Genomic DNA, 12,289 nt, shown 5'->3' with positions numbered 1-12,289 from the left:
CTCGGCCCGGGCCGCGCGCAACGGCGCGAACCGGGCCGAGAGCCTCGTCCCGGGAACAGGTTCACACTCACGGGATCCGACCCGGCGGGTGTCGAGGTGACCGAGGGCCGTGGAGCGCCACGGCCCTCGGGCTGCGACCTGTGCACCTGATCGCGGCGGTTCGGCGCCGGCGGTGGAGACTGAGGCGGTGGAGGATGCCGGGCTGGTGGTTGTGGTGGACGCGGCCAATGTGGTGGGTTCGCGGCCGGATGGGTGGTGGCGGGATCGGGCCGGGGCGGCGCGGCGGTTGCTCGGGGAGCTGGGTCCGTTGCGGGAGCGACTGCCCGAAGTGACGGACGTGGTCGTGGTACTCGAAGGGGCCGCCAAGGCCGCTGCCGACAGCGCGGGGGCCGAACTGCGGGTGGTGCTCGCGGAGGGTTCCGGGGACGACGCCATTGTCGAGGTGGTCGCGGCCGAGGCCGGAAAGGCCGGGGCCCGGCCGGGTTCGGTGCTCGTGGTGACGGCCGATCGTGGTTTGCGAGCTCGGGTCGAGGCGCTCGGTGCGACGACGGCCGGGCCCGGCTGGCTCCGGAACGCCTTGGCCTAGCCGCTGAAACGACTCGCGCCACGGGGCAACCCGTCCCAGCGGGGCCCGGGACCCTACCCTGACCGCACCCCGAGGAGACATCCCCCGCGGGTGGGATTTCCGGGCCGCGGTTTTTCGGTAGCTTCGGAACAGTGCAGCCGCCGTTGATCGTTCGCCTGCGCGGCGCATGCCTGGTGGTGGGCGTGCTCTGCGCGTTCCTGCTGGGGTGGGATTTCGCGTCCGCGCCCGATGCCCGGGCCGATGGCGCGGGGAGCGGGGGTGATCTGACGGTGGCGCAATCGCTGGGGGCACGCGAGCTCACGGTGGTGATCCGGCGGGCCGAGCCGGGACCGCTGCGCGTCGAGGTGGTGAGCCATGCCGGGTCGGCGGCCGGGGCGCTGACGGTCAGCGCCGCGCCGGTCGATCAGGGTGGCGAGACCTCCTCGGGCACGGTCGAACTCGCGGATCGGCCGGGGCTGTATGCCACGACGTTGCGGGTGGATCATGCCGGGCCGTGGGAGCTGTCGGTCTCGGACGGCGAACGGACCGCCCGGATTCCGTTCCTCGTCGCCGCGCGCGTGGTGACGCCATGGGAGCGGGCAGCCTACGGGGGCTTCTTCGCGGCGGGTGTGCTGCTACTGGTCGCGCTGGGTACCGCCCTCCTCTCGAAAAGAGGCTGGCCGACACTGATTCCGGTGGGCGCGCTCATCGCCGCGCTGACCGTCGGGACCACGGGGGCGGTGCTGTCCTCGAGTGCGCCGCAGCCGCGGCCGGCGGGCAGCCTGCTCGATCCCACGTCCGGCAATATCGGCAATCCGTTCCCCGAACGCGATCTGCCGCTGACCACGAATTATTCACGGCCTCCGGTGAATCTGACCGTGCGTGCGCAGCCCGCGGTCGCGGGGCAACCGACGGAAGTCCAGCTGTCACTGACCGATTCGGCGACGGGCCGGCCCGTGGACGATCTGCTGGTCACCGATGACGCGCTGCTGCACCTCATGGTGGTCGGGCCGTCCGGGACGTTCTGGCATCGGCATCCGATCCGCACCGCGCCCGGGGAGTATCGGGTCGGCCTGGGGCTCGGGGAGTCCGGCGATTACGCGGTCGCGGCGGAGATCGCCCGGCGCGGCGGGGGTGTGCAGCTGCTGCGGTCCGCGCTGCACGTCGGCGGTCGATCCGGTTCCGGCGCGGCCGATCCCGCACCGAGCGGGACAACTCTGACGACCACCGAGGCGATCGCGGGCGAACCCGTTACCCTCACCGCGGCCTACGGCGGCGCCGCGGATCTACAGCCCTGGCTGGGGATGATCGGCCATCTCATCGCGGTCGGCCCGCTGCCGGACGGCGTGCCCGCCGGGACGTCCGCGGCGACGGCGCCGATCTGGGCGCACGCCCACGCCATGGCCCCGATGCCGGCCGTCGGCGCCCAGCCGCCGGACGAGACCGTCGCCGCCTACGGCCCGAATGTGGCGTTCACCTTCACTTTTCCGCTGCCCGGCCGGTACCTGGTGTGGGCGCAGGCCGAGCGCGGCTATTCCGTCATGACCATTCCGACCACGGTCGACGTCCGAGCGGGGGTTCCGCAATGACCAGGCGCACAGGACTGATCGCGGCGATCGTCGTGCTGGTGGCCGCGCTGCTGACCTGGTGGCTGTGGCCGTCCGGCAGCGCGAAACCGGTGCCGCGCAGTGCCGCCGGGCCCTACCAGGTGCAGCTGCGCGTCTCCGGCGGATCGGCGCACACCGGCGACAACACCGTCGACCTCGACATCACCGACCAGCACGGCACCGCCGCCACCCCGGATCGCGTCTCGGTGGAGCCCGCCATGCCGCAGATGGGCCACGCGCTCCCGCCGAGCACCGCCGCGGTCGTCACGCCCGGGCACTACCGGGCGACCGTGACGCTGCCCATGCCGGGGCAGTGGGAGATCGCCGTGAAACTGTCCGGCGCACCGGGATCCGGCAGCGCCACCTTCTCCGTCCAGGCCAACTGAATCGAAGGAAAGAGGATCAGGAGCAGACCATGGACCTCACCGCCAACGGTCGCGGGCTCACCGCCGAGGCGACCGCACCGATCACCATCCGCCCCTGGCTACCCGCGGCCATCCTGTTCGCGGCCAGCATGACCTTCGCCGTCGGGTCGACCTGGGACATCCAGTGGCACTCCGATGTCGGGCCCGATACCTTCTTCACGCTGCCGCACCTGTTCATCTATGCCAGTGCGGCGATCGCCGGATTCACCGGTCTCACGGTCATTCTCGTCACCTCGGCCGCGGGCCGGGCGGGGCGGCGGGTGGACGGTGCGCTGGGCGGGCCCGGGATCAGCGTGTTCGGGCGGACATTCACCGCGCCGCTCGGGTACATGGTGGCGGCGTTGGGTGCGGCGTCGTTCCTGCTCTACGGACTGTGGGATCTGTGGTGGCACAGCCTCTACGGATTCGACGCGATCATCGACTCGCCGCCGCACATCGGGCTGTTCCTGTCCAGCACGGTGATCTCGGTGGGCACGGTGATCGTGTTCGGGGCGGCGCGGGCCCATCTGTGGGGGCGGATCGGCGCGCTGTTCGCGCTGGCGCACCTGGCGACCTCGAGCACCGTCACCGCGCTGGCGGTGCAGCGGCTGAGCACCGGGACCGTGCGGTGGACGGTCGCGGTCACCGCGTTCATGGTGATTCTGCTGATGGTCGTGGGTGCTGGATTCCAGCGGTGGGGCGCGACCGTCACCGCCGTGTTCTCCTCGGCGATCCAGGGCGTGTTCTGGTGGTTCGCTCCGTGGGCGGCGCGCGCCTACGCCGATTTCGTGGGATTGCCCATGCGCGAACACATCCGGGGCATTCCGGCGACCCCGGCGCTCATTCCGTTCTGCCTGATCCCGGTGGGCATCGTGATCGATCTGCTGCTGCGGCGCACCGACAGCCCGGCGCGCCTGCTGCCCGCGCTGGCCGGTGGGCTCGGCGGGGCGATCATCGGCGGGTTCAATCCCGTGCAGCAGGTGATCATCTACGACGCCCGCCTCTCGCACGCCTCCGTCATCATCGCCACCACGGTCGCGGCCGCGCTGCTGGGTGCGCTCGGCGGCTACCTGGGCTGGCGCTTCGGCGACATGCTGCGGCTGTCCGCCCCGTCCGAGAAGGTCAGCGCATGATCAACCGTCTACTCGCCACCGCCGCAACGATTCTCGCGATTCTCGGGCTGACCGCGGGCACTGCCGCGACAGCGTCTGCGTATCAGCCCGTCAATATCGTGCACACCGAGCACGTGCAGGCCGGGCCCTACTCGCTGACCGTGGGGTTCAGCGAATGGCCTTTGCGCGCAATGCAATCGCTGGACTTCACCTTCATCCCCGACGGGGGCATCGCGGACAAGACCGGCACGCTCACCGAGTACCAGCCCAACGGCAAGGTGCGCCGCGCCGAACCGCTGTCGCGGCACCCGCGCAAGCGCGACGTCTGGGGCCTGGACGTGCGCTCCCTGGATGAGCAGGGCGCGTGGACCTTCCACTTCGTCATCGACGGCCCCCAGGGCCGCGGTGAAGGCGATCTGGCGAACCTCCCGGTTCTCCAGCAGCCCGGTCCCCCACTGGGTGTGAGCTGGGCCGTCAGCACGATTCCGCTGATCGGCCTGATCGCCTTCCTCGCCTATGCCTGGCGCCGCAGCCGCCGACCGGTCACGGCCCCGCAGCCCGTCTGACGGTCAGTCGGTGGCCCCGGTGAACATGCCCGGCTCGTAGGACCCACCCTGCTGATGCAGGATGACACCGAGCCGGTTGGCGGCGTTGATCATGGCCACCAGCGCCACCAGCGCCGCGGTCTGGTTGTCGTCGTAGTGTTTCCGAACCTGCGCCCAGGTCTCGTCGGAGACCCCGAGGTGGGCATCCGCCAGCCTGGTGCCCTCCTCGGCGAAGGCCAGCGCCGCCTGTTCCGCCTCGCTGAACACCGACGCCTCCCGCCAGGTCGCCACCAGATTGATCCGAACCGGCGGCTCCCCCGCGGCCGCCAGCTCCTTGCTGTGCGCATCGGTACAAAAGCCACACCCATTGATCTGACTGGCCCGCAAGCTCACCAGCTCCTGAATCGTTTTCGGCACCTCCGACTGCGTGATCACCAGACTGGCGTTCGCAAACCGCTTGGCGAACTTCGCACCGACCTCATTCGCGAACATATCGAGCCGAGCACTCATAGCGTCCATCTCCTTCATCGTCAGTGGGACGACCATGAGGTGCCGGACACCCCGGATTTGTGACATCGCCCCGCTATGACACAGACCACATGTCCCAGCTGCGGCAGACGATCGGACCAATCGCGGCACTCTGCGCCGACGAGCAGCGGCTTCCTGCCCATTTCGCCGTGGCAGTGCACGTTTGGATCGCGGGGGCGCCGGTTGAGTATTGGCCCGTGTCGTACCGTGGGCTGCGTGGGGTTTTCCGATGGATGGGATTGCTTTGCCACGTTGATCGACGGAGCGTGGGTCGACAGGAGACCGCGCCGGCCAGAGGTCGCCGGCCAACTGCGGCGTGAAACCCAGCTGATGCCTTGGCTGGCACCACTGTTGCCCCTGCAGGTGCCGATCCCCCGGGTGGTGAGCGAGACACCATTGATCGTGCGTCATGCCCTGGTCCCCGGGACGTCCATCGAGTCCGCCGGGACCCGGCACGGGCTCGCGCTGGGAGGATTTCTTCGCGCCCTGCACGACAGCCCCGCGGCCGAGGCGATGCGGCACGGACTGCCATCAGCGGCCGAAACCAGGCGCACCCGGGCTGTAATGATCGACCGTTTCCGAACCGAGGTCGTGCCGTTGATCCCAGCGGCACAACATGATTCGGCGCTGACGGTCCTCGATGCCGTCGTGGGATTCCCCGCGGATACGGTCGTCCACGGCGATCTCGGCCCGGAACACGTCTTGGTGGACGAAAACCATATCGCCGGTGTGATCGACTTCGGCGATGTCCATCTCGGCGACGCAGCGAATGACCTGGCATGGCCACTGTTCGGCGCACCTACACCCTTCGCCGACGCAGTCGCCGCCGCTTACGGCCTCACCGACGACCTCCGCCGCCGAGCATCGGTCTGGCATCAACTCGGGCCATGGCACGAAGTGACCTACGGCTTGGACAGAGGCGATGACGACATCGTCCACAGCGGATTGACCGGCCTGCTCGACAGACTGTCCCTCGCCGAGGACTGATCGCCTCCGGACTCGGACGCACGCGCCTCCGAATACTCCTCGCCCGCAAGAACACTCGATGCCGCAGTAGGCAGAATATATTGCTGTGCAGAGCATTCAGATGCACTCCTGACTTCCGGTCGCGGCGATGCCGATCCCGGCAGGGCACCTCGCCACCGAGAACGATCGGCCAGCATCGACGTCGGCGGGTAAAACATGATCGCTTCGGTGCGTCTCGAATTCGGTTGCGCAGCACGACGTCCGGCGTACCGCAGACGGTTGGGAGTCAGGGCTGGAACGACCCCGCCCGACGAGCCGCGCGCAAGGCACACGTGTTGTGCGATACCTGGCGCGCAAGCTGGCGACAGGGCGGCTGGGTGGGCGGCAATTCCGCCCGCCCAGTCGCGAGAATCAATCTAGTGAGGCCAGCACGCGGGAGCGGTGCTGTCCATCCAACAGTTCGAGCTTCCTGTGGGTACGAGCAGTGGGCCGAACATCCCTAACGCCATCGAGATGAAATACATGGTTTCGAACCTTTCGAAATATGAATAGGACCGGGACAGTAGTTCGCCGTCGCGCCGGTGTGCAGCCCCGACTCCCAGGGGCGCTTTCAGTGGTGGATCACCTCACCGAGCCGCGGCAGGACGAGTCGTTTCCAGCTGCGTTCCATGGCGTTGCGTACCATTTTCTGCCGGCGGTCTTCGATGTCGAAACCTGTCTGCGTCAGCAGAAGTCCTGTGCCACGACCCTGCGGCTGCAGCGTCCAGTCGACAATCCACCGGGCGGGGTACTCGGCCTGCCGGTATGTCCAGCTGTAGGTCAACTGCTCGCACGGCCGGGCCGCCAGCACCTCGCAGATGATCTCGTTCGGCGACGAGTCCGGGATGGCGAATCGGAAGTGAGTTCCGGCCGAGGCGGCGAACCCGGTCGGTCGAAGCAGCCACCGCTCCAGCAGATCCGGCTCCGTCAGCGCGCGCCATACAGCTTCTGGTGGCTGCCGGAAGAAGCTGCCGAGCTCGACTGCGGCGGGATTCAACTGTGGATCAGCAATCACCGGCTCACCACCGCGACAAGGGGCGAAACGGCCTCCAGGCTGCTCAATTCGCCTGGCCTTCCTTGTATTTCGCTTCCATTTCCGCGGCGAGCTGCGGCTTCTCCGCCTCCATCCTCTGGACGTAGGCAACCGCGTCGCCGACGGTTCTCAGGCTCGCAAGGTCCTCATCGGGGACTTTCACGCTGTACTTGTCCTCCAGCTGGACAGCGATCTCCACCAGTGACAACGAGTCGATGTCCAGGTCGTCGACGAAAGACTTCTCGATCGCGACCTCGGCGGCCTCGATACCCGTCACCTCCTCGATGATCTCCGCGATGCCGGCGACGATTTCTTCTTGCGTGGTAGCCACGAAACACTCTCCTCGGTGTGACGACATATGCGTAGTACTCCGCTCGTCCTCCACGACCGCTTCGGTTTTCGCTGTCGGGGTCGGACGGGAGTGCCCAGTACGCTAAAAGCTCCAGTGGGGTGGAGGTTCAACAGGTTGTGACGGATGACACACGATCCGGTGTGCTGGTGAGCATCGGGGAGTTGGCGCGCAGCACCGGACTTCCGGTGCGAACGATCCGGTTCTACTGCGACGAAGGCATTCTGGAATCCCAGCGCAGCACAGGCGGGCATCGGATATTCGACGCCGACAGCGCCACCGAACGACTGCTGCTGGTGCGGCGGTTGCGCGGGCTCGGTCTCGGGCTGGACTCGATCACCGGTGTGCTGCGGGGAGAGCGATCGATGGCAGACGCCATCGCTGCCGAAAGTGCCCGGCTCGATATCGAATTCAGGTCGCTGGCATGGCGGCGGGCGTCACTGCGGGCCATGGAGACGGTTGCCCCGGCACAGCGGGCCCAGCGACTCGCGTTGCTGGCCGCCGCGCAGGACGGTGGTGCGGTGCACGATTGCCTCATCCGGTTCTGGCGGCGCATTCTCGCACCGATCCCGCGGTGCGACAGCGATAGGTGGGTGTGCTGGAATGTCCCGGAGCCGCCTGCTGATCCGTCCGTCGACGAGGTTGTCGCGTATGCCGAATTGGCCGCTCTGGTGGCCGAGCCGGACATGACCAGTATTGTGCGACAGCAGTACTGGCGGAATCGACCAGAGCTGATCCGCAACCCTCGAGCGCTGTACATCAGCATGGACAACGTCATGGTGGACGTGGTGCCACTCGTAGCGAAAGATGTTCGGCCGCATGCCGGCACCGAACTCGACCGATTCGTCAACGCCCATGCCGAGGCGCGAGGGGAACGTGACTCCCCGCGTTTCCGCGAGCAATTGCTGATCGACGCAACCGATTCCGACCACCGGATTCACCGTTACTGGGCTCTGACAGAACGGTTCCTCGGACCTCGCGTCACTATCGGACGAGCCCACGCCTGGCTGTACAACGCCCTGGCTCATTCCACCGACCTCACCGATGCACAGCCGCCCAGATTCACTCCCATGAATTCACCACGCCGATCCACATCACCGACGCCATGCGTCATACCTGGCTGCCCACTCTCATATCGCTGACACGCCGATCGAACCTGCCGACGCGGGCAGGGTCCTCCGCGCTCGTAGGGTCTCGGGTGCCTCGGGGGTGCCGGGTGTGGCTACGGAAGGTCAACGGGCGGGCGTCATCTCGGGCGGCTGACCGGCCACTGGCAGTGCGCGGGAATGCCGATTGCAGCGGGGATGGTTCGCACTCCGGTCACTGCCGTGTGGCCATTGCTAGCCGATATCGGCGACGGCGAACATCGGTGTCTGTTCGTCGGCCTCTGCCAGCAGGGTTCCGTCGGTGTCCCACAGGGCGGCGCGGCCGCACCCGGTGACCGGGCCCGCAGGCCCCACGTGGTTGGCAAGGGCCACGTAAACGTCCGCGCGGTCGGCGATGCCGGGATAGATCGACGCACGTTCGGCGATGCCGCGACCGGTGCCGTACAGGGCGCTGGCCAGATGGACGTCACAGCCATCGTCGGCGATTCGGTCGACCAAGCCGGGGAAATGGTTGTCGAAGCAGGTGGCGAGGGAGAAACGTAAACCCTGGAGTTCGAAGCGGCCGTCCTTGTCCGCGGAGGTGAAGAACTGCTGCTCTTCCTCGAACAAACGCTGTTTGTGATAGGTGGTGAGCAGATCGCCGGCGGCGCTGTAGACGTAAGTGGCGATCACGGGACGGTGACCGTCGAGGGCGGGGGCAGCGCAGTTCACAACGGTCGCTATCCCGGTGGTGCGCAGCGGATCCAGGCGAGGGTCATCGGCGCGGAGCCACAACCTCTCATCAGCTGCGGTAGCGGCCAGTTCGTATCCGGTCACCGCCAACTCCGGAAACACGATCAACTCGGCGGAGTCTGCGCCTGCCTGTTCAGCGAGCCTGACCATTTGTCCGATATTGGCCCGGACATCGGTAGGTGCGCAAGTGAACTGTGCCGCGGCAACTCTCATGCGCCGCAGACTACGCCGCACAATGTGAACGCAGTGACCTACGCGGTCGGCGCTTTCCTCGATCGGGTGTGCCAATCCCTCCAGCCCCCGCCCGCCTGCCATCACTATCCGCCCGATGCGCGAATTCCTCGACACCACAGGCCGGCGCCTGGGCCCGCCAAATGACCATCCGCGACACTCTCGACGCCCTGGACAACATCGCCACCCTCACCAACGCCTATACTCCCTGAACCATCCTCGGCCTGCGCGGTGCGTCACGTCCGGACACGGCTCATCGTGCACGGCAGAGGAAGCCTGATCTCTCCAAAATGATTTGCAGTGTTGGCACTTTCAGCGAATTCCAGGCGCGACGGTCTGCGCGGCGGGATGCGCAGTCGCAGAGCCTCTCCGTTCCGGGGATAGGTCCGTCGACAGCCATCCCTGTTCGCCAGGCCGTCGAGAACACCGCGGAGGAAAAAGGAAGCCCGGCCGCGCGCCAACCAGCGTGAAACATGACCGAGCAGAGGAGTTCAGCAGTGGTAGCTACCGAGCAGGATCAGTTCTTCCACACACTGATCCAGTCGGCACAGCGACTATCGTTCGACCCACGATGTCCGGAGCTGTATGAGCCGGGGCCCGACTCCGATCAGCGCTACGGAATGACCGCGCAGTGGTCGCCGCTGTTCGACACTCCGATCTGGGCGTCGATGTCGGAGCAGCAACGAATCCTGTTGACCCGCTGCGAAGTGGCACAGTTCCTCGGTATCGCGATCTGGCTCGAAGTCGGACTACAAGTCGCGCTGTTGCGCGCCAATCACGGTGCCGACCCCGCTCGCCCCGACATCGCGTTTCTGCTCAACGAATGCGCCGACGAGAATCTGCATTCGCTGATGTTCATCAAGGGCGTCGACAGCATCGGAGCACACTTCTATCCCCACGACCGGCTGCAGAAACTGCTGGGCCGGCTCTTCGCGATGTTCGCCTGGCACGAGGTCGCCTACGGGATCGTGCTGGCCGGGGAGGAAATCTTCGACGCCATGCAACGCGACTGGATGAGAGACGCGACGGTCGCCGACGCGATACGCCGCACCTCCTACATTCACGTCGTCGAGGAATCACGGCACATGGCCTTCGCCCGCCGCCGCATTCGCGACCAACTCACCACCATCTCGCGGCCACGACGGTTCCTGAGCACGATCGCCATCGCCGTCGGAACCCACGTCGTAGCCAAGAGCCTGATCAACCGGCGCGTCTACGAAGAACTCGGACTGCGCTGGCCGGAGGTGAAATCCGCGATCGACGCCAACGAGCACCACCGCATGATGTTCCGCTCTGCCACCGCCTCGTTCATCGAGTTCCTCCACCGCGAGGGCCTGCTCAACCGGGTCGCTCGACGTATCTACCGCGCCTCGAACCTGCTCTGACCTCTCGAAAGCGATTATGGCCCACGTCATCCTGGGACACTGCTGCAAGGACGTCTCCTGCCTGAACGCCTGTCCGCGCGACTGCATCCGTCCCCGCCCCGGCGACCCCGACTTCGCCACCACGCCGACACTGCACATCGACCCGAGCTCCTGCATCGACTGCACCGCCTGCGTCGACGCCTGCCCCACCTCAGCGATCAAGCCCGACCACGCCCTCACCGCGACCGAACAACACCATCTCCGCCGCAACAGCGACTACTTCGCACACAGCGGGCCCCGAACCACACCCGGCCGGCTACCAACAACGCCTCTCCCACGGCCTTCGAGCGTCGGTGGGCGACGGCCCCGCATCGCAGTCGTCGGCGCCGGCCCCGCCGCCATGTACACCATTCGTGAGCTGCTGCGGCGGTCCAGCTTCGTCGACGTCACCGTCTACGAACGCCACGCCCACCTCGGCGGCCTGCTGCGTACCGCCATCGCACCGGACGCGGGCCTGCGCGAAATGCTGAGCCTGTTCGATGTGCCATTCGGCGACGACCGGGTCAACGTCGTCTACAACACCGAGATCGGCCGCGATCTCTCCCTCGAAGCCTTGCGCCGCCGGTTCGACGCCGTGGTCTTCGCCCACGGCGCCTCGATTCCCCGCCCCCTCACCCGATCCGACTCGGCATTGCCCGTCGGTGTGTACGACGCACTCGATGTCCTTGCCGGCGTGAACAACTCATCCCCCACCGAGCCGCCGACCCTCGGGCCGCATTGCCTCATCATCGGCGCCGGGAACGTCGCCCTCGAGGTGATCAGATATCTCGCCCACCAACACGGCACATCTCCGAGCATCGCCGCACTGACACAGGTGACCGTGCTGTCCCGTGCTTGCGCAGACCGGTCCGCATTTGCCACCCCCGCCATGCAGGACATCCTGGCCCTGCCCAATCTGTCGATACACACGACCAGAACCCTGGACCATGAACCCGTCTCCGCAGCCGGCCAACCGCTGAGACCGGCGATGAACCACCCCGATCCGAACGATCGAGACGACACCCGGCTGCCGGTCGTGTTCTGCTTCGAACAGCACGTGACGAACATCGAGTCGACGGGAACCGGCGAATTGAGCGTGTATACGACCGGCGGGCACACGTTCCTGGCCAGCACAGTGGTTCGTGCCATCGGGTTCCGCACCGCGCATATCGACGGACTCCCCGACACACACAACGGTCAGATCCTCAACCGAAACGGCAGAGTCATTTCTCCGACAACCAGGGATCCTCTGCACGGCGTGTACGTCGTCGGATGGGCCAAACGCGGTGCACACGGCGGAATCGGCGAGAACCGCGTCTGCGCAGCCGAAACAGTCGAGCAACTGGCGATCGACCTTCATCTGACCCGCCCGACCCACCAGAGGGGCACGGCCATGTGAGCTGGTTCGCACCCAAACCCCCACGCTGACACGATCATCCATGCGGTGATGCGGTGACCCATTGAGCCCCAGCCGCATTTCACGCTGACCGAACCCGCCAGCACGGCCGCCGAGTCGCGGACGACCGGTGCAATCCCGCACAAACCGTTCTCGGACAGCATTTTCGCGCCAATTCCTCAGCCGTGGTGCGCGTTCAGAACGGTTGGACTGGCCGTTCATCCGCGACGTGGTCGAAGACTTCAGCGAGTGACATAGCCCGTCTGGGCGGCC

At 66.9% G+C, this 12,289-nt stretch carries 13 protein-coding genes; 9 read left to right on the top strand and 4 right to left on the bottom strand.

Translation table 11 applies throughout. The features are described 5' to 3' along the window. Nucleotides 1-187: 187 nt before the first annotated feature. The 5 genes from ACFXKA_RS26575 (at nt 188) to ACFXKA_RS26555 (ending at nt 4,254) form a co-directional block, all read left to right on the top strand. Nucleotides 188-586 (top strand): hypothetical protein, encoded by a 399-nt coding sequence (locus tag ACFXKA_RS26575; protein WP_354840214.1) that lies wholly within the window; start codon nt 188-190, stop codon nt 584-586. A gap of 131 nt (nt 587-717) precedes the next feature. Next, the gene (locus ACFXKA_RS26570) at nt 718-2,154 is read left to right on the top strand and encodes a hypothetical protein (protein WP_379429348.1); all 1,437 of its coding nucleotides are present in this window, start codon (nt 718-720) and stop codon (nt 2,152-2,154) included. Then, on the top strand, nt 2,151-2,558 hold the full coding sequence (locus ACFXKA_RS26565) for a FixH family protein (RefSeq protein ID WP_379429347.1): 408 nt from the start codon (nt 2,151-2,153) through the stop codon (nt 2,556-2,558). The genes ACFXKA_RS26570 and ACFXKA_RS26565 overlap by 4 nt, the downstream gene beginning before the upstream one ends. Nucleotides 2,559-2,587: 29 nt before the next feature. Then, nucleotides 2,588-3,709 carry a hypothetical protein gene (locus tag ACFXKA_RS26560; RefSeq protein ID WP_379429346.1) on the top strand — a complete coding sequence of 374 codons (1,122 nt, stop codon included), beginning with the start codon at nt 2,588-2,590 and terminating at the stop codon, nt 3,707-3,709. Further along, complete coding sequence (locus ACFXKA_RS26555; RefSeq protein WP_379429345.1) at nt 3,706-4,254, top strand: hypothetical protein; 549 nt, start codon at nt 3,706-3,708, stop codon at nt 4,252-4,254. The genes ACFXKA_RS26560 and ACFXKA_RS26555 overlap by 4 nt, the downstream gene beginning before the upstream one ends. Nucleotides 4,255-4,257: 3 nt before the next feature. On the opposite strand, the gene ACFXKA_RS26550 is transcribed toward ACFXKA_RS26555, so the two are convergent. Then, entirely contained in the window at nt 4,258-4,743 is a 486-nt protein-coding gene (locus ACFXKA_RS26550) for a carboxymuconolactone decarboxylase family protein (protein WP_379429344.1), read from the bottom strand. 225 nt (nt 4,744-4,968) lie between these two features. Between ACFXKA_RS26550 and ACFXKA_RS26545 the strand changes: the two genes are divergently transcribed. Further along, nucleotides 4,969-5,748: a phosphotransferase gene (locus tag ACFXKA_RS26545; RefSeq protein ID WP_379429343.1), complete on the top strand. Its 780-nt coding sequence runs from the start codon at nt 4,969-4,971 to the stop codon at nt 5,746-5,748. Nucleotides 5,749-6,337: 589 nt separating this feature from the next. On the opposite strand, the gene ACFXKA_RS26540 is transcribed toward ACFXKA_RS26545, so the two are convergent. Continuing rightward, nucleotides 6,338-6,781 carry an SRPBCC domain-containing protein gene (locus ACFXKA_RS26540; protein ID WP_379429342.1) on the bottom strand — a complete coding sequence of 148 codons (444 nt, stop codon included), beginning with the start codon at nt 6,779-6,781 and terminating at the stop codon, nt 6,338-6,340. 43 nt (nt 6,782-6,824) lie between these two features. After that, the gene (gene acpM, locus ACFXKA_RS26535) at nt 6,825-7,130 is read right to left on the bottom strand and encodes a meromycolate extension acyl carrier protein AcpM (protein ID WP_354840185.1); all 306 of its coding nucleotides are present in this window, start codon (nt 7,128-7,130) and stop codon (nt 6,825-6,827) included. A gap of 137 nt (nt 7,131-7,267) precedes the next feature. On the opposite strand from acpM, the gene ACFXKA_RS26530 reads away from it, so the two are divergent. Then, complete coding sequence (locus ACFXKA_RS26530) at nt 7,268-8,290, top strand: MerR family transcriptional regulator (protein ID WP_379429341.1); 1,023 nt, start codon at nt 7,268-7,270, stop codon at nt 8,288-8,290. A gap of 198 nt (nt 8,291-8,488) precedes the next feature. Here ACFXKA_RS26530 and ACFXKA_RS26525 read toward each other — a convergent pair whose 3' ends face one another. After that, nucleotides 8,489-9,199: a carbon-nitrogen hydrolase family protein gene (locus tag ACFXKA_RS26525; protein ID WP_379429340.1), complete on the bottom strand. Its 711-nt coding sequence runs from the start codon at nt 9,197-9,199 to the stop codon at nt 8,489-8,491. 515 nt (nt 9,200-9,714) lie between these two features. On the opposite strand from ACFXKA_RS26525, the gene ACFXKA_RS26520 reads away from it, so the two are divergent. Both ACFXKA_RS26520 and ACFXKA_RS26515 read left to right on the top strand, forming a co-directional pair. Continuing rightward, nucleotides 9,715-10,602 (top strand): diiron oxygenase, encoded by an 888-nt coding sequence (locus ACFXKA_RS26520; RefSeq protein WP_379429339.1) that lies wholly within the window; start codon nt 9,715-9,717, stop codon nt 10,600-10,602. A 16-nt stretch (nt 10,603-10,618) separates the two neighbouring features. Continuing rightward, nucleotides 10,619-12,019, top strand: coding sequence for an FAD-dependent oxidoreductase (locus ACFXKA_RS26515; RefSeq protein ID WP_379429338.1), 1,401 nt, complete (start codon nt 10,619-10,621; stop codon nt 12,017-12,019). Nucleotides 12,020-12,289 lie beyond the last annotated feature (270 nt).

It is taken from the genome of Nocardia sp. NPDC059228 (assembly GCF_042754245.1).
In the GTDB taxonomy this organism is placed as follows: domain Bacteria; phylum Actinomycetota; class Actinomycetes; order Mycobacteriales; family Mycobacteriaceae; genus Nocardia.
Note: the sequence above shows the minus strand (reverse complement) of the source record. Positions and strands in the feature narration are given on the sequence as shown.